The organism is Kitasatospora sp. NPDC096077 (assembly GCF_040303245.1).
GTDB lineage: Bacteria > Actinomycetota > Actinomycetes > Streptomycetales > Streptomycetaceae > Kitasatospora.
The window spans coordinates 61,978-85,548 of sequence record NZ_JBEOSV010000027.1; the positions used below are offsets into that span (position 1 = coordinate 61,978).

Genomic DNA, 23,571 nt, shown 5'->3' on the forward strand with positions numbered 1-23,571 from the left:
CAATGACACCCTGCGCCAGTACCTCAAGCGCGTGGTCGCCGACGCCGTCGACACCCGGGAGCGGCTGCGGGCCCTGGAGGAACGGCAGTCCGAGCCGATCGCGATCATCGGTGCCGCCTGCCGCTACCCCGGCGGCGCCGACAGCCCGGAACGGCTCTGGCGCCTGATCGACGACGGGGTCGACGCGGTCGGCGGACTGCCGTCGAACAGGGGCTGGCCGCTCGACTCCCTGTTCCACCCCGACCCCGACGTGGTCGGCACCAGTTACGTTGAACAAGGCGGATTCCTGTACGACGCCGACCGGTTCGACGCCGAATTCTTCGGAATGTCACCGCGCGAAGCCCTCGGCACCGACCCCCAGCAGCGCATCCTGCTGGAAATCGCCTGGGAGGCCTGCGAAAGCGCCGGGATCCCGCCCGAGCACCTGCGCGGCAGCCGGACCGGGGTGTTCGCCGGAGTGATGTACAACGACTACGGCAGCCGCCCGCAGCTGCCCCGCGAGGACTTCGAGGGCTACCTCTTCAGCGGCAGCAGCCCCGGCATCCTCTCCGGCCGACTCGCCTACACCTTCGGCCTGGAGGGCCCGGCCGTCAGCGTCGACACCGCCTGCTCCTCCTCGCTGGTCGCCCTCCACCTGGCCTGCGCGGCGCTGCGCCGCGGCGAGTGCGACCTCGCCCTGGCCGGCGGGGTGACCGTGATGTCCACCCCCGTCGCCTTCCTCGGCTTCTCGCGCCAGCGCGCCCTCTCCCCGGACGGCCGCTGCAAGGCCTTCTCGGCGGCCGCCGACGGCGTCGGCTGGGGCGAGGGCGCCGGACTGCTGATGCTCGCCCGGCTCTCCGACGCACGCCGGGACGGCAGACGGGTGCTCGCCGTGGTCCGGGGCTCGGCCGTCAACCAGGACGGCGCCTCGAACGGGCTCACCGCGCCCAACGGCCCGTCCCAGGAACGGGTGATCCGCGCCGCCCTCGCGGACGCCCGGCTGACCGCCGAGGACGTCGACGCGGTCGAGGCGCACGGCACCGGGACGGCGCTCGGCGACCCGATCGAGGCCCGGGCGCTGCTGCGCACGTACGGCCGGCGGTCGCCGGAGCGGCCGGTGTGGCTGGGCTCGCTCAAGTCCAACCTCGGGCACACCCAGGCGGCCGCCGGGGTCGGCGGGGTGATCAAGACGGTCGAGGCGCTGCGGCACGGCCGACTGCCCGCGACCCTGCACGCCGAGCAGCCCTCGCCGCACGTGGACTGGGCGTCGGGGGCGGTCGCGCTGCTCACCGAGGCCCGGGACTGGCCGAGGGGCGAACGGCCGCGCCGGGCGGCGGTCTCCTCGTTCGGGCTCGGCGGGACGAACGCCCACGTGATCCTGGAGGAGGCCCCGGAGCCGGAGGCCCAAGAGCCCGAGGTCGTGCTGCCGGCTGTGCCCTGGGTGCTCTCGGCGCGCTCCGTCCCGGCCCTGGCGGCGCGGGCCCGCGACCTGCTGGCGCTGTTCGCCGGCGCGGGCCCGGCCCCGGACCACCGGGACGTCGCCCGGGCGCTGGCGACCACCCGGGCCGCGCTGCCGTACCGGGCCGCCGTGGTCGGCGGTACGGCGGACGAACTCATCGAAGCCCTGGGCGAGTTGGACGGGAGCCTGGCGGCGGACGGTACCCCTCGGACGGCCGACGGGGGCCGGACGGTCCTGCTGTGCCCGGACGGCGAGGGGCCGGGGCCGGAGGCGGTGGCCGAACTCCGCTCCGCCTTCCCGGTGTTCGCTGCCGCGTACGACGAGCTGGCCGCCGTCCCTGATGTGCCGGGTGGCTTCGCAGCGCAGGTGGCGCTCCACCGGCTGTACGCGGCTTGGGGGTTGAGCTCTTCGGCGCTGGTCGGCGAAGGCGGCGGCACGGTGGTCGCGGCTCATCTGGCCGGGGTGCTCTCGGTGTCGGACGCCCTGGCCCTGCTCGCCGCGCGCGAGCGGCTGCTCGGGCAGGGGGACGACCCGGCGGCCCGGGCGGAGTTCCGGCAGGCGGTGACGGCACTGGCCTTCACACCGGCTCTGCTGCCCCTGCTGTCGGCCGCGACCGGCCGCGAGGAACCGGCGGAGTGGTGGGCCGATCCGGCCGCGTACCTGTCCGAAGTCGACGAGCTGCCAGCCGACTTGGGTGCCGTACTGGCCCTGGGGGCGGCCGGGGACGGCCGCGCGGTGCCCGCGCTGGCGGCCGGCGAGGCGGCGCCGCGCACCGTCGTCCGGGCGCTCGCCCGCCTGCATGTGCTCGGGACGCCCGTCGACTGGTCGGCCTTCTTCGCCGGGACCGGCGCCCGGCACGTCGAGCTGCCGACCTACCCCTTCCAGCGCGAGCGCTACTGGTTGGAGCCGACCGCCCCCGCCGACCCGGCCCCGACCGCACCCCAGGCCACCCCGGCGGAGACCGGCACGCTCGCCCGGCGCCTCGCCGAACTCCCCGCCGGGGAGCGGCGCGCCCACCTGCTCGACGTGGTGCGCGCCGAGGCGGCCGCCGTCCTGCGGATCGCCGACCCGACGTCCATCGAAGTCGGCCGCCCGTTCCGGGAGTTCGGCTTCGACTCGCTCACCGCCGTCCAGCTGCGCAACCGCCTGGCCACGCTCGCCGGGGTCGAACTGCCGGTCACCGTGCTGTTCAACCACCCCACCCCGGAGGCCGTCGCCGACCTCCTGCTCGACCGGACGGCCACCTCGGAGCACCCGGACCCGCTCGCCGAAGTCGCCCGCCTGGAAAGGGCCCTGGCGGCCCGGCCGGCCGACGACCCCGCCGTCCACGCGGCCACCGACCGCCTGCGGCAACTCCTCGACCGGCACGGCCGGCTGGAGACCGCCACCAAGGACGAGCTGTTCGACCTGATCGACAACGAGCTCGGCCGGGCGCGGACCTGACGGTCCGCCCGCCGAGAGAGGAAGCCAAGCATGTCGGACGACGAGAAGCTCGTCGACTACCTCCGGCGGGCGACCGCCGAACTGCGCAGCGCGCGCCGGAGGGTGGCAGAACTGGAGGACGCCCGGCAGGAGTCCGCGGAACCGGTGGCCGTGATCGGCATGGCCTGCCGCTTCCCGGGCGGGATCGGCTCGCCCGAGGACCTGTGGCGGCTGGTGCTGGACGGCAAGGACGCCGTCACGCCGTTCCCCGCCGACCGCGGCTGGGACCTCGACGCCCTCTACGACCCCGACCCCGCGGCGCCCGGCACCTCGTACGCCCGCGAGGGCGGGTTCATGGACACCGCCACGCGGTTCGACGCCGCCTTCTTCGGCATCTCCCCGCGCGAGGCGACGGCGATGGACCCGCAGCAGCGGCTCCTGCTGGAGACCGCCTGGGAGGTGTTCGAACACGCGGGCATCGACCCGACGCCGCTGCGCGGCACCGCGGTCGGGGTGTTCGCCGGCGCCTCCGAGCAGTCGTACCTCGGGCCGGACGCCCCGGCGGAGTACGAGGGCTACCTGCTGACCGGCCGGCTGGGCGCCGTCGCGACCGGCCGGATCGCGTACACCTTCGGCTTCGAGGGCCCGGCCGTCACGGTCGACACCGCCTGCTCCTCCTCGCTGGTCGCCCTGCACCTGGCGGTGCGCTCGCTGCGCGGCGGAGAGTCGGCGATGGCGCTGGCCGGCGGGGTGACGGTGCTGGGCTCCCCGCTGGGCTTCGTCGACTTCGCGCGTCAGCGCGGGCTGTCCCCGGACGGCCGCTGCAAGTCCTTCGCGGCCTCGGCCGACGGCACCGGCTGGGCGGAGGGCGCCGGGCTGGTCCTGCTGGAACGGCTCTCCGACGCCCGCCGGCACGGCCACCGGGTGCTCGCGGTGGTGCGCGGCTCGGCGCTCAACCAGGACGGCGCCTCCAACGGGCTGGCGGCGCCCAACGGCCTCGCCCAGGAACGGGTGATCCGCCGGGCGCTCGCCGACGCCGGCCTCACGCCGGCCGAGGTGGACGCGGTGGAGGGCCACGGCACCGGCACCAGGCTGGGCGATCCGATCGAGGCCCAGGCCCTGCTGGACGTCTACGGTCCGGACCGTCCGGCCGAACGGCCGCTGTGGCTGGGGTCGTTCAAGTCCAACATCGGGCACGCGGCCGCCGCCGCCGGGATCGGCGGCGTGATCAAGACCGTGCAGGCGCTCCGGCACGGCGTACTGCCCCGCACCCTGCACGTGGACGAGCCCACGCCGCTGGTCGACTGGACCGGGGTCCGGGTGCTCACCGAGCAGCAGCCGTGGCCGCGCACCGGAGCGCCGCGCCGGGCCGCCGTGTCGGGTTTCGGTGTCGGCGGGACCAACGCCCATGTGGTGCTGGAGCAGGCGCCGGAGCCCGACACGGCGGCAGAGCCCGAGCCGACGGCCCAGGCGGCACCGCTGCCCGCCGTCCCGTGGCCGCTGTCGGCCGCCACCGCGCCGGGACTGCGCGCCCAGGCGGCGCGGCTGCTGGCACACCTGGAGTCGCACCCGGAGCTCTCGCCCCGGGACGTCGCCGACACCCTCGCCACCGGCCGGGCCGCGCTGAAGCACCGCGCCGCGCCGGTGGGCGCCGACCGGGACGCCCTGCTGGCGAGGCTCCGCGCCTGTACTGAGGAGGACGGCGGCGCCGTACGGCCCGGCCGGACGGCCTTCCTGTTCACCGGGCACGGCGCCCAGCGCCCGCGGATGGGACGCGGCCTGTACGACGCGTTCCCGGTCTTCGCGGCGGCCTTCGACGAGGCCTGCGCCGAGCTGGATCGGTACCTGGACGCGCCGCTCGGCGCGGTCCTCTCCGGCGCGGGCGCGCTGGACCGCTTCGCGTACTCGCAGGCGGCGGTGTTCGCCTTCGAGGTGGCGCTGTTCCGGCTGCTGGAGTCGTTCGGCGTGCGGCCGGACGTGGTGGCCGGCCACTCGGTCGGCGAACTGGCGGCCGCCCACGTCGCGGGCGTCCTCGCACTGCCGGACGCGGCCGCCGTGCTGTCCGCCCGGGGCCGGCTGGTCGAGGCGCTGCCCGCCGGCGGGGCCATGGTGGCGCTGGAGGCCTCGGAGGCCGAACTGGTCCCGCTGCTCGCGCCGTACGGCGGGCGGGTGTCGCTGGCCGTGGTGAACGGCCCGTCCTCCGTGGTGGTGTCGGGGCCGGCCGAGGAGGTGGGCGGGCTCGCCGCGGAAGTGGAGGGCCGGGGCCGCCGGGTCCGGCGGCTGGCGATCAGCCGGGCCGCCCACTCGGCGGCGTTGGACGGGACGCTCGACGAGTACCGGCGGGCGGTGGCCGACGTGCGGTTGGCCCCGCCCACGCTGCCGCTGGTGTCGACCCTGACCGGGCGGCTCGCCACCGCCGCGGAGCTGTGCTCCCCGGACCACTGGACGGCCCAACTGCGCCGGCCCGTCCGCTTCCTGGACGCGGTCCGCACGCTCGCCGCCCAGGGGGTGGGCGTCACGCTGGAGGTGGGCCCGGACGCGGTGCTGTCGCCCCTGGTCGGCGGCTGCCTGGACGAGGGCACGACCGTGACGGCGGTCGCCGCCGTGCGGGCGGGCGCGGCCGAGGCACCGGGACTGGTCGGGGCGCTGGCCGAGCTGTGGGCGGCCGGGGTCCCGGTGGACTGGCGCGCCTTCCTGGGGCCGCGCCGCTCGGCGCCGGTGGAGCTGCCGACGTACCCGTTCGAGCGGGAACGGTACTGGCTGACCTCGGCCCCGGCGGTCACGGCAGGCCCGGGCGGCCGACCGCTGGCGCACCCGCTGCTGTCCGCCGTCCACGAGGTGGCCGGGCGGGACGAGTTGCTGTTCGCCGGACGGCTGCCGGAGCCGTCCGCGGCCGCGCTGGTGGAGCTGGCGCTCAGGGCGGGCACCGAGGCCGGCTGCGCGGTGCTCGACGACCTGCTGGTCCGGCCGTCCGCCGTGCTGTCCGAAGTCGGTTCACTGGAGGCCCAGTTGGTGCTGGGCGGCTCGGACGCGGACGGGCACCGCCCGTTCACGGTGCACACCCGCTCGGGGGAGGACGGGGCCTGGACCCCGGCCGCCTCGGGCACGCTCAGCCGGGGCGGCGCCCGTCCGACGGCCGAGGGCGGCGCGTGGCCGCCGCCGGGCGCCGAGGCGGTCGAGCCGGAGGACGCGGGCGTGACGGCGCTGTGGCGGCGCGGCGAGGAGCTGTTCGTCGAGGCGGCCCTGGCGGACGAGCGCGCGGACTCGCCTGCGGCCGAGGACTGGGGCCTGCACCCGGACCTGCTGGAGCGGGTGGTCCGCTGCGCCGGGCCGGTGACCACCGTCGCATGGCGCGGCGTCCGGCTGTACGCCGTCGGGGCCACCCGGATCCGGGCCCGGATCACCCCCGGGCCGGCGGGCCTCGCGCTGCACCTCGCCGATCCGACCGGCCGTCCGGTGGCCTCGGTGGACGCGGTGACCGTGCGTCCGGCCGCCGAGGCTCCGGCCGTCGAGGGTCCTTCCGCCGAGCGGGCGACCGCGACCGCGCGGACCCGTGCGAACGACGGACTGTTCCACCTCGACTGGGTGCCGGTCACCCTCCCGACGGCCGTGCCGCCGGTCCGGTGGGCGGTGCTCGCGGGCGACGCGGAGCCAGCCCTGCCCGTAGGACGGCGCTTCGCCGACCTCGGATCGGTGCTGGAGGCCGTCGGGGAGTACCAGGCGGTGCTGGCTCCGCTCTCCCCGGTGCCGGGGCCCGACATCCCCGGCGGCGTGCACGAACTGGCCGTACGGGCCCTGGAGTTGGCGCAGCGCTGGCTCGCGGACGAACGGACCGTCGGGCGGCCGCTGGTGGTGGCGACCCGGAGCGCCGTGGCCGGGGCGGGTGAACCGACGGCGGCCGCGGTGTGGGGCCTGCTGCGCTCGGCCCAGTCCGAGGCTCCCGACCGGATCCACCTGGTCGACCTGGACGACGGCCCGGCCTCGCTCGCCGCCCTCCCCGCCCTGCTCGCCTCCGGTGAGCCCCAGGCGGCCCTGCGCGGCGGGCGTGCCCTGGTGCCCCGACTGGCCCGGGCCGTACCGCTCCCCGGGCCGGAGGACTCCGGCGACTCGCCCTGGCGCCGCGACGGCACCGTGCTGATCACCGGCGGTGTCGGCGCGCTCGGCGCGGTGTTCGCCCGTCACCTGGTGCGCCGGCACGGCGTGTCCCACCTGCTCCTCACCGGCCGCCGCGGGCCGGCGACCCCCGGTGCGGACCGGCTGCGGGCAGAGCTGACCGCCCTCGGCGCCCGGGTCGAGGTCGCCGCCTGCGACGTGGCCGACCGGCCCGCGCTCGCCGCCCTGCTGGCGGCCGTCCCGGCCGAGCGGCCGCTCACCGCCGTGCTGCACGCCGCCGGGGTGCTGGACGACGGGATGCTCGCCGCCCTGACCCCCGAGCGGCTGGCGGCGGTGCTCCGGCCCAAGGTCGACGCGGCCTGGCACCTGCACGAGCTCACGCTCCGGCACGAGCTGTCCGCCTTCGTCCTGTTCTCCTCCGTCGCCGGGATCGTCGGCGGACCGGGCCAGGCCAGCTACGCCGCCGCCAACACCTTCCTGGACGCGCTGGCCGAGCACCGCGTCGGCCTCGGCCTGCCCGCCACCTCGCTCGCCTGGGGGCTCTGGCGGGACGAGGGCGGCATGGCCGGGCACCTGGGCGAGGCGGACCTGCGCCGGATCGCCCGGGGCGGGCTGCGCCCGGTCACCGCCGAGGACGGCCCGCACCTGCTGGACGCGGCGCTGGGCGGGCGGCGGGCCGCCGTCGTGGCGACCCCGCTGGACCTGCGGGCGCTGCGGCAGCGGCCCGAGGAGGTCCCGCTGGTCTTCACCGGCCTCACGCCCCTGCCGCCCCGCCCGCGGGTCGGCAAAGGCGAGGCGGAGGCCGAGACCTTCGCCCGACGGATCGGCGCCCTGCCGCCCGAGGAGCGCCGCGCGCTGGCCGTCGACCTGGTCCGTCGCGAGGCCGCCCGGACCCTCGGCCACCTCGACGCGGGCGGCGTCAGCGCCGAGGACGCCTTCCCCGCCCTCGGTTTCGACTCGCTCGGCGCCGTCCAGCTGCGCAACCGGCTCGACGCGCTGACCGGCCTGCGGCTGGCGGCCGGGGCGGTCTTCGCCCACCCGACCCCGGCCGAGCTGGCCGACCACCTGCTGGAGACGCTCGCGGCGACCGGCACCCTCTCCGCCGTCGGCACCCACTCCGCCCCCGACGGGGACTTCGCGGCCGACATCCGGCTCGACGACGACATCCGCCCGGCCGCCGAGGTCGTCCCGGTCGCCGTCGAACCGCAGGAGGTGCTGCTGACCGGGGCGACCGGTTTCCTCGGCGCCTTCCTGCTGCGCGACCTGATGCGCTCGACCAAGGCCACCGTGCACTGCCTGGTGCGGGCCGCCGACCGGGCCGCCGCGACGGAGCGGCTGCGCGAGCGGCTGTGCTGGTACCGGGTGTGGGAGGAGATCGACCCGGACCGGCTGGCGGTCGTGGTCGGCGACCTCGGGCAGCCCCGACTCGGCCTGACCGAGCTGGAGTTCGACCGGTTGGCCCGGATCGTCGACGTGGTCCACCACGCGGGGGCCGCGGTCAACTGGCTGCGCTCCTACACCGAACTCCGGGCCACCAACGTGGCCGGCACCCGGGAGGTGCTGCGGCTGGCCGCCCGGCACCGCACGGTGCCGGTGCACCACGTCTCCTCCACCGGGGTGTTCACCCCGGCCACGGCGGGTGAGGGCCCGCGGACCGTCACCGCCCCCACCGGCCCGCCGGAGGCGCTGGCCCACGGCTACGCGCAGAGCAAGTGGGTCGCCGAGCAGGTGGTCGGGATCGCCCGGGAGCGCGGACTGCCGGTGACGGTGTACCGGCCGGACGTGATCTGCGGGGACCAGCGCCACGGGGCCTGCCAGACCCGGGACTTCGTCTGGCTGAGCCTCAAGGGCCTGGTCCAGTCCGGGGCCGTCCCGGCCGGGCTCGCGGGCGAGGGCCTGGGCGCCGTCCACATGACCCCGGTCGACTACGTCAGCGCCGCGATCACCACGCTGGCCGGGCAGCGGGAGAGCGCCGGCGGCACCTTCCACCTGCAGAACACCGGCACCGATGGGTACGGTGAACTCATCGGACACCTGAGGGAGTTGGGCTATCCGCTGCCCGAGGTGACGGGGGAGGAGTGGCGCCGGACGGTGTTGGCCGACCCGGGCAACGCGCTCACCCCGCTGCTCGACGAGTTCGAGCGGCTCTCCGGCCACCAGGGCGTCCACCGGCTGATGGACGTGACCGCCACCGACCGGGCGCTCGCCGGCACCGGGATCGACCGGCCGACGGTCGATCTGCCGCTGTTCCGGCGCTACGTGGACTTCTTCGTCCGGACCGGCTGGCTGCCGGCGCCCCCGGCGGGGACCGGCCCCGCCACGACGCCCGAGGACGCCAGGACGCCCGCCCCCACCGGCTGACCGCGCCCCGCACCGCCCCGACCAGGAGGACGACCATGCATCTGGAGATCACCCCGATCGACGCGCTGCGCCGTGCGGCCCGGCGGCCCGGAGCCGGTCCGGCCCTGCACTACGAGGAAACCGCCATCGGCTACCCCGAGTTGCTGCAGCGGGCCGGACACCTCGCCGAGGTGCTCGCCGAGGGCGGGGTGACGGCCCGGTGCCGGGTCGCCTACCTGGGGCTGAACAACCCGACGTTGCTGGTCGCCTACCTCGCCTGCAGTTGGCTGGGCGCCGCCCTCGTCCCGGTCAACCACCGGCTCGGCGCCGCCGAGGTGGCCGAGCTGCTGCGGGACTGCGAGCCGCACACCGTGCTGGCCGAACCGGGGCACGCGCCACTGGTCGACCGGGGGTGCGGGGCGCGCCTGCTGCTGGTGGACGACGACCCGGCCGCCCCGCCGGGTGACCGGGACGACCCGGACCCCCGGTGGACGCCGCTCGCGCCCGCGCTGGCCGCCGCCGCGCGGCCGCCGCGAGACCCCGCGCCGCTGGACGCCGAGGACCTCGCCGTCCTGCTGTACACCTCGGGCACCACCGGTCGGCCCAAGGGCGTCCGACTCACCCACGGCAACCTCTGGTGGAACGCCGCCAACGTCGACGCCGCGCTGGCCACCCGCGAGGAGGACGTCAACCTGGTGGTCACCCCGCTGTCGCACATCGGCGGGCTGAACTGCTTCACCCTGCGCAACCTCGGCCACGGCGGCACCACCGTGCTCCGCCGCCGCTTCGACCCCGAGCGGACCCTGCGCGACCTGGTCGAACTCAAGGTCAACACCTTCTTCGCGGTCCCCTCGATGTTCGCCCTGCTGGCCCGTCAGCCCGGCTTCGCCGCGGCCGACCTGTCCGCGCTGCGCGGCGCCGTGGTGGCCGGCGCGCCGGTGCCGGCCGGGCTGGTCCGGGACTACGCGGCGCGCGGGGTGATGCTGCAACAGGCCTGGGGGCTCACCGAGACCGCCTGCTTCGCCAGCTACCTGCCCCCGGAGCTCACCGTCGCCAAGGCGGGTTCGGCGGGCCGGGCGATGCCCTTCACCGAGCTGCGGATCGTCGACCCGGAGACCGGCGCCGAGGTGACCGGGCCGGACCGGCCGGGCGAGGTGTGGGTGCGCGGCAAGCACGTCTCGCCCGGCTACTGGCGCGGCGAGGAGGCGCTCCGGGACGGCGACGGCTGGTTCCACAGCGGCGACCTCGGCCGACTGGACGTCGACGGCTGCCTGTACCTGGTCGACCGGCTGAAGAACGTGATCATCCAGAACGGTGAGAAGGTCTACCCCGCCGAGGTCGAACGGGTGCTGGCCGACTGCCCCGGCCTGCGGGAGGTCGCCGTCCTCGGCGCCCCGCACCGGGAGTGGGGCGAGAGCGTGGTGGCGGTGGCCGCCGCCGAGCCCGGCGCCGCCCCGACCCTGGAGGAGGTACGGGAGTTCGGCGCGGCCCGGCTGGCGCCCCACAAGCTCCCGGTCCGGCTGCACCTGGTCGCCGAGCTCCCGCGCAACGGCGCCGGGAAGGCCGACCCGGCCGCCCTGCGGGAGCTGCTGGCCGCCGCGGAGTCCGCCGATCCGGTGACGGCGGGCGCCCCGACCGGCCGGGACGGTGCAACCACCCCGGACGGCCTGGCCGACCTGGTCGCGGCCGCCACCGAGGCGGCGCTCGGCTTCCCGCCCGGCCGCCGCTACGGCGCCGCGAGCTTCGCCGAGCTCGGCGTGGACTCGCTCAGGGCCGTCCTGCTGCGCGACCGGCTGGCCGCGGCCACCGGGCTGACGCTGCCCGTGACGCTGGTCTTCGACCACCCGACCCCGGCGGCCGTGGTCGCGCTGCTGCGCGCCCGCCTCGGCGGGACCGCCGCGCCGGATGAACCGCCGATCCCCCCGAGGGCACCCGAGGACGACCCGGTGGTGATCACCGGCATGGCCGTCCGGCTCCCCGGCGGCCTCACCACCCCCGAGGCCCTCTGGCAGGTGCTCACCGAGGAACGCGACACCGTCACCGCCTTCCCCGAGGACCGCGGCTGGGACCTCGCCACCCTCGCCGACCCCGACCCGGAGGCCCCCGGCCGCTCCGACACCCGGCACGGCGGCTTCCTGCGCGACGCCGCGCTGTTCGACGCCGAGTTCTTCGGCATCTCCCCGCGCGAGGCGGCCGCGATGGACCCCCAGCAGCGGCTGCTGCTGGAGACCAGCTGGGAGGCGCTGGAGCGGGCCGGGATCGCCCCGTCCGCCCTGCGCGGCCAGGACGTCGGCGTGTTCACCGGGGTGTTCGCCAACGGCTACACCGAGCGGGTCCCGGTCTCCCGCGCGGCCGACGGCTACCGGGTGACCGGCGGTACGACCAGCATGGCGGCCGGCCGGGTCGCGTACGTCCTCGGCACCCACGGCCCGGCGGTGGCGGTGGACACCGCCTGTTCCTCCTCGCTGGTGGCGCTGCACCTGGCCTTGCGCTCACTGCGGGCCGGGGAGTGCGCGACGGCCCTGGTCGGCGGTGCGACGGTGATGGCCACGCCGGACGCCTTCGTCGAGTTCTCCCGCCAGCGCGCCATCGCCCCCGACGGGAGGTGCAAGCCCTTCGCGGAGGGCGCCGACGGCACCGGCTGGGCCGAGGGCGCGGCCGTCCTCGTCCTGGAACGGCTCTCCGCCGCCCGCCGGGCCGGCCGCCGCCCGCTCGCGGTGGTGCGCGGCTCCGCCGTCAACCAGGACGGCGCCTCCAACGGGCTGACCGCGCCCAACGGCCCCGCCCAGCAGCGGGTGATCCGCCGGGCCCTGGCCGACGCCGGGCTCGGCCCGGACGACGTGGACGCGGTGGAGGCGCACGGCACCGGCACGGTGCTGGGCGACCCGATCGAGGCCCAGGCGCTGATCGCCGCGTACGGCCCGGACCGTGCCGAACCGCTGCTGCTGGGCTCGGTGAAGTCCAACCTGGGCCACACCCAGGCGGCGGCCGGCGCCGTCGGCGTGGTCGCGACCGTGCTGGCGCTGCGCCACGGCGTGCTGCCGCGCAGCCTGCACGCCGAGCGGCCGACCAGCCGGGTCGACTGGTCCGGCGGCGCGGTGAGGCTGCGCACCGGGACCGTCCGCTGGCCCGAGCGGCACCGCCCGCGCCGGGCCGCGGTCTCCTCCTTCGGGATCAGCGGGACCAACGCCCACGTGGTGCTGGAACAGGCTCCCGACCTCCAGGAGGCCGCCGTCGAAGGGGAGTCGGCGCCGCTGGTTCCACTGGTCGTCTCCGCACGCACACCTGAGGCGCTGGCGGCCCAGGCCGGCCGGCTGGCCGAACGGCTGGACGCCGGGGTCCGGCCGCAGGACGCCGCGCTCTCCGCGCTGACCGGGCGGTCGCTGTTCGAGCACCGGGCCGTCGTCCTGGCGGCCGAGCCGAAGAACGCCAGCGCGACGCTGCGCGCCCTCGCCGCGGGCGAGGGCGAGTCCGCGCCCGGCCTGGTGAGCGGGCTCGCCCCGGTCGACCGGGCGGACCGGGGCGTGGTCTTCGTCTTCCCCGGCCAGGGCGCCCAATGGGCCGGTATGGGACGGGAGTTGTGGCAGTGCGAGCCGGTCTTCGCGGAGCGGATGGCGGCCTGCGAACGGGCCCTCGCCCCGCACGTCGACTGGTCGCTCACCGAGGTCGTCCAGGGCGCTCCCGGCGCGCCGCCGCTGGACCGGGTGGACGTGGCCCAGCCGGTCTCCTTCGCGGTGATGATCTCGCTCGCGGCGCTCTGGCAGTCCTACGGCGTCCGCCCGGCCGCCGTGCTCGGCCACTCCCAGGGCGAGATCGCGGCGGCCTGCGTCGCCGGGGCGCTCTCGCTGGCGGACGCCGCCCGCACGGTCGCGCTGCGCAGCCGGGCCATCGGCGAGCGGCTGGCCGGCAGCGGCGGCCTGCTCTCCGTGCCGCTGTCCGAGCAGCGGGTGCGGGACTGGATCCGCGCCTGCGGCCCGGGCGTCGAGATCGCCGCCGTGAACGGCCCGGAGCGCACCGTGGTCGGCGGCGGGACGGCGGCGCTCAGCGCGTTCCACGGCGAACTGGCGCGGCGCGCGATCGACGTGCGGATGATCCCGGTGGACTACGCCTCGCACACCGCCCAGGTGGCGGAGCTGGAGCCGGAACTGCTCCGACTCCTCGGCGGCACACCGTCGTCGGCGCCCGCGGTGCCCTGGTACTCGACGGTCGACGGCGGGTGGATCACCGGCCCGCCCGGCCCGGACTACTGGTACCGCAACCTGCGCCGTCCGGTGCGCTTCGAAGTGGCGGTCCGGGCCCTGGCGGCCGAGGGCCACACTGCCTTCGTCGAGGTCGGCGCCCATCCGGTGCTGGGCGCGGCGATCGAGGCGACGCTCGCCGACGCCGGGGCGGGCCCGGCGGCCGTGGTGTGCGGGACGCTGACCCGCGACGAGGGCGGCCGGGACCGGTTCGCCCGATCGCTCGCGGAGGCCTTCGTCCGGGGCGTGCCGGTCGACTGGACACCGCTGCTGCCGCCCGGCGCACGCCGGGTCGACCTGCCGACCTACCCGTTCCGGGGGCACCGGTACTGGCCGGAGGCGCCGCAGGCCCCCGGCGGCGGTGAAGCGCTGCTCGGGGTCGTCTGGCGCGACCTGCCCGCCCGGGGCTCGGCGGCCGTGGCGGTGACGCCGGTGGCCGACCTGGCGGTGCCCATGGACGGTCCGGCCTGGCCGCTGCTCCTGCCCGGAGAGGTCGGGGACCCGGCCCGTCCCGAGGACCCGGCCCGTCCCGAGGAGGAGGCCCGTCCCGCGGGGGAGGCCCGTACCGACGAGGCCGAGCGGCTCCGGCACTCGACCGCCCGGGTGCTGACCGCCGTACGGACCTTCCTCGCCGAACCCCGCTACGAGGACCGCCGGCTGGTCGTCGCCACCCGCCGGGCCGTCGCCACCGAGCCGGGCGAACCGGTGGACCCGGTCGAGGCCGCGCTCTGGGGCCTGGTCCGCTCGGCGCAGACCGAGCACCCCGGCCGGCTGCTGCTCGCCGACCTCGACCTGCCCGCCGCTGCGGGCCCCGAGGAGTACGCCCGGGCGGTCACGGCCGTCCTGGGCGGCGTGGTGGCGGCGGACGAGCCGCAGTTCGCCCGTCGGGGCGAGGCCGTCCGGGTGCCCCGGCTGGAGCGGGCCGCCCCGGAGGACGGAGCGGGGGAGGGCCCGGTGCCGGACCCGGCCGGCACCGCGCTGATCACCGGCGGCACCGGCCTGCTCGGCCGGCTGATCGCTCGCCACCTGGTCACCCGGCACGGGCTGCGCCGCCTCCTGCTCGCCTCCCGGCGCGGCCCGGACGCCCCCGGAGTCGCCGAACTCCGCACCGAACTGGCCGAGTTGGGTGCCCGCGTCGAGGTCGTCCGGTGCGACGCCGCCGACCGCGACCAGGTGCGCGCGCTGGTCGCCGCCGTCCCGGCCGAGGCGCCGCCGACCGTCGTGGTGCACGCCGCCGGGGTGCTGGACGACGCGGTGCTGAGCTCGCTCACCCCCGAGCGGCTGGACACCGTGCTGCGCCCCAAGGCCGACGCCGCCCGCTGGCTGGACGAGGCCACCCGCGAACTCCCCGTCCCCGTCGCGCTGGTGCTCTGCTCCTCCGCCGCCGGAGTGCTGGGTACGGCGGGTCAGGCCGGGTACGCGGCGGCCAACGCCTACCTGGACGGCCTGGCGACCCGTCGGCGGGCCGCCGGCCTGCCCGCGGTGTCGCTGGCCTGGGGCTCCTGGGAGGCCGACACCGAGGGCGAAGGCGGCATGACGGCCGGTCTGGGCCGCGCGGACCGCGCCCGGCTGGCCCGCAGCGGCGTCCGGCCGCTGCGACCCGCCGAGGGGCTGCGACTGTTCGACGCGGGGCTCGCCGACGGGCGACCGGTACTGGTGCCGCTCGCCCTGGACACCGCCGCGCTGCGGCCGCCCGTCCCCGCGCTGCTCCGGGGCCTGGCCGACCCCGCACCGGCCGCGTCCGCGCACGGTACGTCGGCGGAGCAGCACGCCGTGCGCCTGGTCGCCGCCGACCCGGCCGCCCTGCTGGACCTGGTCCGCTCGGCAGCGGCCGAGGTGCTCGGCGAGGACGAGCAGGTCCCGGCCGACGAGCCGTTCGAGTACGCGGGCTTCGACTCCCTGATGGCGCTCGAACTGCGCGAGCGGCTGTCCAAGCTGACCGGCACCAAGCTTCCGGCGACGCTGGTCTACGACCACCCGAACCCGGCCGCCGTCGCCGAGCAACTGGGCCGACTGCTCGGCTCCGTCCAGGAGCAGCGGGAGGCGGCCGCCGCCCTCGACACCCTGGAACGCACCCTCGCCACCGTGGACGGAGCCGCCCGCGTGGAGCTCGCCACCCGGCTGCGCACCCTGCTCCGAGAGCTGGAACCGGAGGCCGGGACGCCCTCGGCCCCGGCCCCGGCGGTGTCGGCTTCGGCGGCTTCGGAGGTGTCGGCCGTGACCGCGGACCTCGCCGACGCCGACGACGACGAGCTCCTCCGCTTCATCGACACCCGGTTCTGACCGGCCCCCAGAGAGAGGCACCCCGATGGACCCCGTGGACACCACCGGCCTGGCCGAACCCTTCCTCCGCACGCAACTGGAGTCCCTGGGCCTGGCCGTCGAGTACGTCCGCGCCGAGGGCGACACCCTCTACCGGCGCGGCGACGACGGCGGCGAGCTCCCGGTGCTCGACCTCGTCGGCGGCTTCGGCGCGACCATCCTCGGCCACCACCACCCCGAAGTCACCGCGCTGGCAAAGGAGTTGCTGGCCGCCCAGGTGCCGGTGCACGCGCAGTTCTCGCTGCACCCGTACGCCGAGGCCGTCGCCCGGCGGCTCAACGACATCCTCCACCGGGAGACGGGCGACCCGGGTCCGTACCGGGCCGTCTTCGCCAACAGCGGCGCCGAGGCGGTCGAGGCCGCGGTGAAACACGCCGAGCTGGACCGCGGGTCGAAGGCGGCCGCGCTGCGTGCCCGGATCGACGAGTCCGTCGCCCGGGCCCGGCGGGCCGTACGCGACGGAGCGCGGCTCTCCGAGACCGCCCGACGGCTCGCCGAGGGCGGGGACTTCGAGGCCCTGGCCGCCGCCGTCGGCGACGCCAACCGGGCGCGGGCCGAGGAGCCGCCGGTGCTGCTGGCGTTGACGGGGGGCTTCCACGGCAAGCTGGTCGGCAGCGTCCAGCTGACCCACAACCCGGTCGTCCGGGAGCCGTTCCGCGCGCTGGCCACCCCGTGCCGCTTCGTCCCCGCCGGGGACCCGGAGGCCCTGGCCGCCGTGATCGCCGAGGAACGCCGGACCCTGCTCGGCCTCAGCGTCTCCGACCTCGGCGTTTCCAGCGGCACCGACTCCGGCGGCACCGACCCCAGCGTTTCCGGTGGCGTCGTGGACGTCGTCGAGCACCGACTGCCGCGCCTGTGCGCCCTGGTGCTGGAACCTGTCCAGGGTGAGGGCGGGGTCCGGCCGCTCACCGCCGGGTACCTGCGCGAGGTGCAGCGGATCTGCGCCGAGGCGGACTGCCCGATCGTGGTGGACGAGGTGCAGAGCGGCATGGGCCGCACCGGCACCTTCCTGGCCGGCTCGGCCGTCGGCCTGCGCGGCGACTACTACGTCCTGGCCAAGAGCCTCGGCGGCGGCCTGGCCAAGGCCGCGGTGATGCTGGTCCACCACTCCCGCCACCGGCCCGAGTTCGAGCTGCTGCACAGTTCCACCTACGCCAAGGACGCCTTCTCCACCCTGATCGCCGCCCGCACCCTCGACCTGCTGGAGGCGGACGGCGGCGCCCTGTACCGGCGGGCCGCCGAGCGCGGCGAACGGATCCTGACCCGGCTGGCGGGCGTGCGCGACGACTTCAAGGACGTCGTCGTGGACGTGCGCGGCCGCGGGCTGATGATCGGCCTGGAACTGCGCGACCAGGCCGACTCCTCCTCCCCGGTGCTCCGCGAGCTGTCCCGGGCCGACGTCCTGGGCTACGCCGCCGCGGGCTACCTGCTCCACGCCCACGCCCTGCGGGTCTTCCCGACCGCCAGCGCGACCACCACCCTGCGGATCGAGCCCTCCGTCCGGATCACCGACGCCCAGATCGACCAGGCCGAGACCGGCCTGCGGGCCCTCTGCGAGCTGCTCCGCGCCCAGGACGGCGAACGCCTGCTCAGCCGCTGACCGGACTGTCCAGCAGTCGGCATGCCCACCCGCTGACCCGTCAGCCGGTGGGCATGCCGGTCCCGTCCCGTTCGAGCGCCGCGCGCAGCCGCCCGAGCGCCTCGGCGACCGCGGGCGCCGAGGCGCCGTCGAGCGCGCCGCCGACCAGTTCGGCCAGCCCGGCGGCGAAGGTCTCCTCCGCCGCGTCGACCAGCCGGGTGCCGTCCTCGGTCAGGGCCAGCAGCGAGGAGCGGCGGTCGGCCGGGTTGGGCTGCCGGACGGCCCAGCCCTGCTTCTCCAGGCGGTCGACGCCCTTGCTGGTCGCCCCGATGCCGATGGCGAACTCGGCCGCGAGGTCCGCCACCCGGGCCCCGGGGTGGTCGCGCAGGAAGCGCAGGAACTCGAACTGCGAGGTGACGATGCCGTGTTGTGCGCGGAGGCGGTCGTTCAGCGCGTTGTAGAGGCGGGTCTCGCAGCGGACGAGGTCGGCGAAGAAGGCCGACAGGTCGACCGGGCCGCCGGGCGATGTATATTCCACGGCATATAGTGTACGGGAAGGTACTTCCAGCAGGAGGCACAACCATGAGCAAGGCACAGCGCGCCGAGATCGACGCGATGCTGCGACGGCCGCAGCCCGAGGGGCCGCGGTCGGTCGAGGAACTACGGGCGGGCTTCCGGGCCCTGATGGCCCGGATGGCCGTGCCCGACACCATCCGCACCGGCTGGACGACGCTCGGCGACCGACCCGCCCTGCGGGTCGACCCGGAGGACGGGCCCCGGGCCGGGACGATCCTGTACTTCCACGGCGGCGGCTTCGTGTTCGGCTCGCCCGAGACCGCCCTGTCCCTGACCGGGAACCTGGTGGCCAGGACCGGCTTCGGCGCTCTCTCGGTGGACTACCGGCTGGCCCCCGAGCACCCCTTCCCGGCCGCGATCGACGACACCCTGGCCGCCTACCGCGCCCTCCTCGACAGCGGCGAGGACCCGTCGACCATCGTGTTCGCCGGTGACTCCGCCGGCGGCGGCCTCACCGTGACCACCTGTCTGGCCGCCCGCGACGCGGGTCTCCCGCTGCCGGCCGCCGTCCTGGCCTTCTCCCCGGGCCTGGACGCCACCCGAACCGGCGAGAGCACGGTGACCAAGGAGGGCATCGACCCGATCTTCACCCGTGCCGCCCTCGAACACACCGGGGGCATGTACCTCGCCGGAGCCGACCCGCACCAGCCCCTGCTCAGCCCGGCCGTCCTCGCCGACCTGACCGGCTTCCCGCCGATGCTGATCCAGGTGGGCGCCAACGAGCTCCTGCTGGACGACTCCACCCGCCTCGCCGTGCGCGCGCGGTCGGCCGGAGTGGACGTCGCCCTCGACGTCACGGCCGACGTGCCGCACGTCTTCCAGGCGTTCGCCGGCGTCCTGGACGAGGCGGACGAGGCCCTGGAGCGCGCGGCCCTGTTCCTCACCCAGCGTCTGCGCGCCGCGCGCCCGGCGCACCCGCCGGTGGAGTAGCACTCACCCCGGCTCCCGCCGCGCCCGGCGCTTCGACCCGATCGGTCGATCGGTCGGCCGTCGGCATACGGACGGTGCGCGCCGGGGAACCACAGAGCACGAACCTCGGCTTGTGCGCAGGCTTTACGGTCGGCCGGTTGCGCGGTTCGCTGATGCGGGAGGAGCCGAGCCGACGGCGGCGGCCCGTCGGGTCCGTTCCCACCCGCGTCGCGGGAGGTGGCGGGCGGTCGGCCTCGGGCGGCCACGCGGTGGGAGGTGGCGGTGATGGACGGCTCCGGGTTGTCCCGGCGGGAACTGCTGATCCTGGCGGAGATCGAACGCGGCCTGAGCGCCGAACGCCGGCTGGGCCGGGCGTTGACCCGGATGCGGCGCGGGCCGCGCTGGTTGCTGGGCGGGGTGCTGCGAGGGGCGGTCCGGGTGCCGGTCTCGCTGTTCGCGGTGCTGCTGGCCCTGTCGGCGGGCCTGGTCCTGGTCAGTGCCGACGACAACTCGCCCGGGGTGCTGGTCGGCTTCGGGCTGGTGTGGCTGCCGACCCTCCTGCTGGCGGTCGCGCGGCTGACCGCCCACCGCAAGGGCATCGTCCGGTGACGGGTGCCGCCGGCCCGGGCCGACGGCACCCGTCACCGTCCCGGGCCGCCCTAGCGGGCGGGGGTGAACTCCGCCAGCCGGGACAGGCCGTCGGCGACCGCCGCGAACCCGCGCTCCAGCATCACCAGCTCGTACTCCCGTACGGCGGCGGTCAGTTCGGCCTCGCCGCGGTGGACGGCGGCGAGTGAACGGCAGAGCAGCGCGGCGTCCCGGAAGGCCAGGTTGGCGCCCTGGCCGGCGCTGGGCGGCATGGGGTGGATCGCGTCGCCGAGCAGGGTGACCGGACCGGTGCCCCAGTGCGGGACGGGCTCGGCGTAGCGGATCGTCAGCGGCGAGCTGTTGCCCACGTCGGAGCGCCGGACCAGTTCGACCAGGTCGGGGTGCCAGCCGTCGAGCAGGCCGAGCAGCCGGTCGCGCACCTCCACCCAGTCCGCGGGCTCCGGTGTGAGCGGCTCGGGCAGCACCGCCACCCAGCGCAGATAGCTTGCGGCGTCCGGCAGTTCGACCTCCGGCGCCAGCTCGGCGGCCGCCAGCCGCGGCGGCCGGCGGAACTCCATCCGGCCGACCAGCAGACTCGCCCCCGGCCCGTGCACCAGCGTCCCGGCCCCCGGCACCAGGGCGGCCAGCCGCTCGGTCATCGGGGTGCGCCCGAGCAGCGAGCGGCCCGGGAGCTCGACGACCCCGGCCCCGGGCAGCAGTTGCCGGCGCACCGCCGAGCCCACGCCGTCCGCCCCGACCAGCAGGTCGCCCACCGCGCAGGTGCCGTCCGCGAACCGGGCCTCGACCCGGCCGTCCGCCCGCTCCGCGTACCCGACCACGGCCCGGCCGAACTCCACCCGCCCGCCCAGCCCGGAGAGCAGCAGCTGCCGCAGCACGTGCCGGTCGGCGGCGGTGCCCCCGTCCGACCGGCCGAGCCGCCGCACCTCGTTCAACTGCTCGTCCACCACGCGCCGTTCGCCCGCCAGCGGCCCGGTCACCGCGGTGAGCAGCCCGTGCAGCCGGGGCGGCAGGCACTCCCGGAGCGCGCTCGCCCCGGGTTCGTCCAGCCCGATCCGGAAGCCCTGGTAGCGGCTGTCCGCACCGCCCTCGCGCTCGAAGACCCGCACCTCGATCCCGGCCCGGACCAGGCCCTGCGCCAGGCACAGCCCGCCGATCCCGCCACCGGCCACCAACACCCTCATGCCGCGCTTCCCCACCTCATCGCGTCCGCGAGCGGACGACCGAACGTTGCACCGTCAGCCTCGCCGAACGGGGCGGCCGGAGGGCATCCCCCTCCGTCACCGAACGGACATGACAGCTGTCACAACGCTCAGCCGGTTCGGCCGACCACCGGGCCCGACGGGACCTCCGCCCGGCCGAACCCGTGGCTCCGCTCCACCTTCGCCACGTGCAGGGTGTAGCCCTCGTCCCACTCGGCCCGCCCGCGCCGCTGCGCCGCGCGGTGCTCGACGTCGGTCCGCCGCCGGGGTCGGGGTGGAGCGCGGACGTGGACTGTGGTGAAATGACATCCGTTTTCATCTTGCCCCCGAGTGACCAGGATGTGCTCCCGTGTCCCTGCCCGCCGACCGCCCGCTGCCGGTCACCGTCCTGTCCGGATTCCTCGGCGCCGGAAAGACCACCCTGCTCAACCACGTCCTGCACAACCGCGCGGGCCTGCGGGTCGCGGTGATCGTCAACGACATGAGCGAGATCAACATCGACGCGGCGCTGGTGCGCGACGGGGGAGCCGAGCTGTCCCGCACCGAGGAGCGGCTGGTCGAGATGACCAACGGCTGCATCTGCTGCACCCTCCGCGACGACCTGCTGGAGGAGGTCGACCGGCTCGCCCGGACCGGCCGCTTCGACTACCTGCTGATCGAGTCCAGCGGCATCTCCGAGCCGATGCCGGTCGCCGCGACCTTCTCCTTCGCCCGCGACGACGGCGCTACCCTCGCCGAGGTCGCCGCCCTCGACACCATGGTCACGGTCGTGGACGCCGCCAATTTCCTGCCCGAGCTGGCCCGGGGCGACGAGCTGACCGCGCGTGGCCTGGACCAGTACGAGGACGACGAGCGCACGGTCAGCGACCTGCTGATCGACCAGGTGGAGTTCGCCGACGTCATCGTCCTCAACAAGCTCGACCTGGTCGCCGGGGAGGACGCGGTACGGCTGCGGGCCGCCCTGACCCGGCTCAACCCCTCGGCCCGGATCGTCCCGGCCCGGCACGGCCGGGTGGACCCCGCCGAACTCCTCGGCACCGGCCGCTTCGACGTCGAACGCGCCCAGCAGGCCCCGGGCTGGGTCGCCGAGCTCAACGGCGACCACGTCCCCGAGACGGAGGAGTACGGCATCTCCAGCACCGTCTTCCGGTCCGAGCGGCTCTTCCACCCCGCCCGGCTCTGGGAGTTCGTCACCGAGGGACTGGACGGCGGGGCCTACGGAGGCGTTCTGCGCTCCAAGGGGTTCTTCCGGCTCGCCACCCGGCCGAGGCTCACCGGCCTCTGGTCCCAGGCCGGTTCGGTGGCCCGGTTCGAACCGGTCGGGGTGCACACGCCGGACCAGGGCCAGGAACTGGTCTTCATCGGCACCGACCTGCGGGTCGAGGCCCTGCACGCCCGGCTCGCCGACTGTCTCCTCGGCGCCGACGAACCGGTCGACCCCGCGGCGGACCCGTTCCCGGACTGGGTGGCCCACGGGGTCGAGGACGCCTGCGCGGTCTGACGCTCCGACGCATCGAGGGTCCGGCTGGGGCACCCCCCGGCCGGACCCTCGAACCCACGAACCGTCCGGGTCAGCTGTCCTTGCGGGCCGCCGCCACCGCGCCCTGGACGGCGGCGATCCGCAGGTCGATGAAGGATTGCCGGGGGTCGTTGAAGTTGGTGAACGGCTGCGGGATGTACCGGCCCAGTGCGCGGTACTGCTCCAGCGCCTCGGTGTGCCGCCCGGCCCGGGTCAGGGCGTAGGCCAGCCAGCCGTGGGCGTACGGGAGCCGGTGGTGGCCGGGGTCGGCGGCCGCCAGGTCGGCGAGCGCGGCGTCCAGGGCGGCGCCCACCTCGGGCCGCTTCCAGGCGGTGAGCTTCTCCCGGTCCTGGCCGAACTGCTCGTAGTAGGCCTCCAGCTTGACCGGCGCGAGCAGGCTGCCGGCCGGTGCGGCGGCGATCGCCTCGTCGATGAAGCCGTGCATCAGCTCGTGGCTGCCGCGCCACTTGTCACACCAGTACTGCAGCGCCCGGGTGTGCGCCGCCCAGTGGTGCGGGTCGCGCTTGACCAGCTCGGCCCAGAGCTGCCGGAAGCGGTCGTTCGGCCACCCGAGGCCCATCGCGATGGAGGTCTGGACCACCCAGGGATTGGGGTCGTCGGCGGGGGCCAGCGCGACGGCCGCCTCGGCGGCCTCGTGGGCCTCCCGCAGGACCCGGTGGAAGCTGTCGAACTGCTCGCGGCTGACCTGGTTGGCCCGGGCGCCGGTGCGGATGTTCCAGGCCAGGTAGACCAGGGCGTCCGCGTGCAGCAGCGCGGCGGTCGGGTCGTCCGGGTGCTCGGCGCGCCAGGCGCGCAGCCAGGTGTCGTCCTCGGCGGCCAGCTGGGCCAGCCCGCGCTGGCGCCGCCAGCGCAGGTCGGCGCTGCCGTCCGCGGTGAGGTGGGCGGCGGCGGGCCGCCAGTCGCCGGTCTTGGCGGCGGCCAGCGCGGCCGCCTCCTCGGCGTCGGGCTCGTCGTCCGTCACCAGGTCGGCGCCGGGCAGCAGCCCGTGCTCGGCCGGGACGATGGTGTTCTTCGCCCGGTCCTCGGCGGCGAGCCGGGCCTCGTGGCCGGCGATGGTGGCCTTGGCCCGCTCCAGCTGGGCCAGCTTGCGCTTGGCCAGCCGGGTCATGACGACCGGGAACAGCAGGATCAGGCCGACGACGGCCAGCACGATGATGCCGATCAAGGGGGTTTCCTTCCAGGGGTCCGGCGGCCGGGGCCGCCGGGCCGGCGGCGCCGCGGGGCCCCGCCCCCGCGGGCCGCGGCCGGTCGGTGGGCAGTTCGAGGTGGTCCGGGAGATCCGCCAG

At 76.4% G+C, this 23,571-nt stretch carries 8 protein-coding genes and 3 pseudogenes; 7 read left to right on the forward strand and 4 right to left on the reverse strand.

The genetic code is table 11. The annotated features are described in order from the left end of the window. Positions 1 to 31 precede the first annotated feature (31 nt). From ABTZ03_RS23370 to ABTZ03_RS23385, 4 genes and pseudogenes are all read left to right on the forward strand, one after another. Positions 32 to 2,668: pseudogene (locus ABTZ03_RS23370) on the forward strand (type I polyketide synthase); the annotation flags it as partial. A 249-nt stretch (positions 2,669 to 2,917) separates the two neighbouring features. Beyond that, positions 2,918 to 9,334 (forward strand): annotated as a pseudogene (locus ABTZ03_RS23375) (type I polyketide synthase); the annotation flags it as partial. A 35-nt stretch (positions 9,335 to 9,369) separates the two neighbouring features. Next, on the forward strand, positions 9,370 to 15,834 hold the full coding sequence (locus ABTZ03_RS23380) for an SDR family NAD(P)-dependent oxidoreductase (protein ID WP_350514989.1): 6,465 nt from the start codon (positions 9,370 to 9,372) through the stop codon (positions 15,832 to 15,834). A 25-nt stretch (positions 15,835 to 15,859) separates the two neighbouring features. Next, entirely contained in the window at positions 15,860 to 17,473 is a 1,614-nt protein-coding gene (locus tag ABTZ03_RS23385) for an aspartate aminotransferase family protein (RefSeq protein ID WP_350514990.1), read from the forward strand. 40 nt (positions 17,474 to 17,513) lie between these two features. Here the strand turns inward: ABTZ03_RS23385 and ABTZ03_RS23390 are convergent, their stop codons facing one another. After that, complete coding sequence (locus tag ABTZ03_RS23390; RefSeq protein ID WP_350514991.1) at positions 17,514 to 17,990, reverse strand: MarR family winged helix-turn-helix transcriptional regulator; 477 nt, start codon at positions 17,988 to 17,990, stop codon at positions 17,514 to 17,516. 44 nt (positions 17,991 to 18,034) lie between these two features. On the opposite strand from ABTZ03_RS23390, the gene ABTZ03_RS23395 reads away from it, so the two are divergent. Then, on the forward strand, positions 18,035 to 18,958 hold the full coding sequence (locus ABTZ03_RS23395; RefSeq protein ID WP_350514992.1) for an alpha/beta hydrolase: 924 nt from the start codon (positions 18,035 to 18,037) through the stop codon (positions 18,956 to 18,958). A gap of 264 nt (positions 18,959 to 19,222) precedes the next feature. Further along, on the forward strand, positions 19,223 to 19,546 hold the full coding sequence (locus ABTZ03_RS23400) for a hypothetical protein (RefSeq protein WP_350514993.1): 324 nt from the start codon (positions 19,223 to 19,225) through the stop codon (positions 19,544 to 19,546). 50 nt (positions 19,547 to 19,596) lie between these two features. On the opposite strand, the gene ABTZ03_RS23405 is transcribed toward ABTZ03_RS23400, so the two are convergent. Both ABTZ03_RS23405 and ABTZ03_RS44275 read right to left on the reverse strand, forming a co-directional pair. Beyond that, the gene (locus tag ABTZ03_RS23405) at positions 19,597 to 20,727 is read right to left on the reverse strand and encodes an FAD-dependent oxidoreductase (RefSeq protein WP_350514994.1); all 1,131 of its coding nucleotides are present in this window, start codon (positions 20,725 to 20,727) and stop codon (positions 19,597 to 19,599) included. A gap of 128 nt (positions 20,728 to 20,855) precedes the next feature. Continuing rightward, a pseudogene (locus tag ABTZ03_RS44275) lies at positions 20,856 to 21,005 on the reverse strand (Rid family hydrolase); the annotation flags it as partial. Between the two features lie 89 nt (positions 21,006 to 21,094). On the opposite strand from ABTZ03_RS44275, the gene ABTZ03_RS23410 reads away from it, so the two are divergent. After that, positions 21,095 to 22,246, forward strand: coding sequence for a GTP-binding protein (locus tag ABTZ03_RS23410; protein ID WP_350514995.1), 1,152 nt, complete (start codon positions 21,095 to 21,097; stop codon positions 22,244 to 22,246). A 70-nt stretch (positions 22,247 to 22,316) separates the two neighbouring features. Here the strand turns inward: ABTZ03_RS23410 and ABTZ03_RS23415 are convergent, their stop codons facing one another. Then, a complete protein-coding gene (locus ABTZ03_RS23415) occupies positions 22,317 to 23,450 on the reverse strand; it encodes a hypothetical protein (protein WP_350514996.1) in 1,134 nt (377 codons plus the stop codon). Between the last annotated feature and the right edge of the window lie 121 nt (positions 23,451 to 23,571).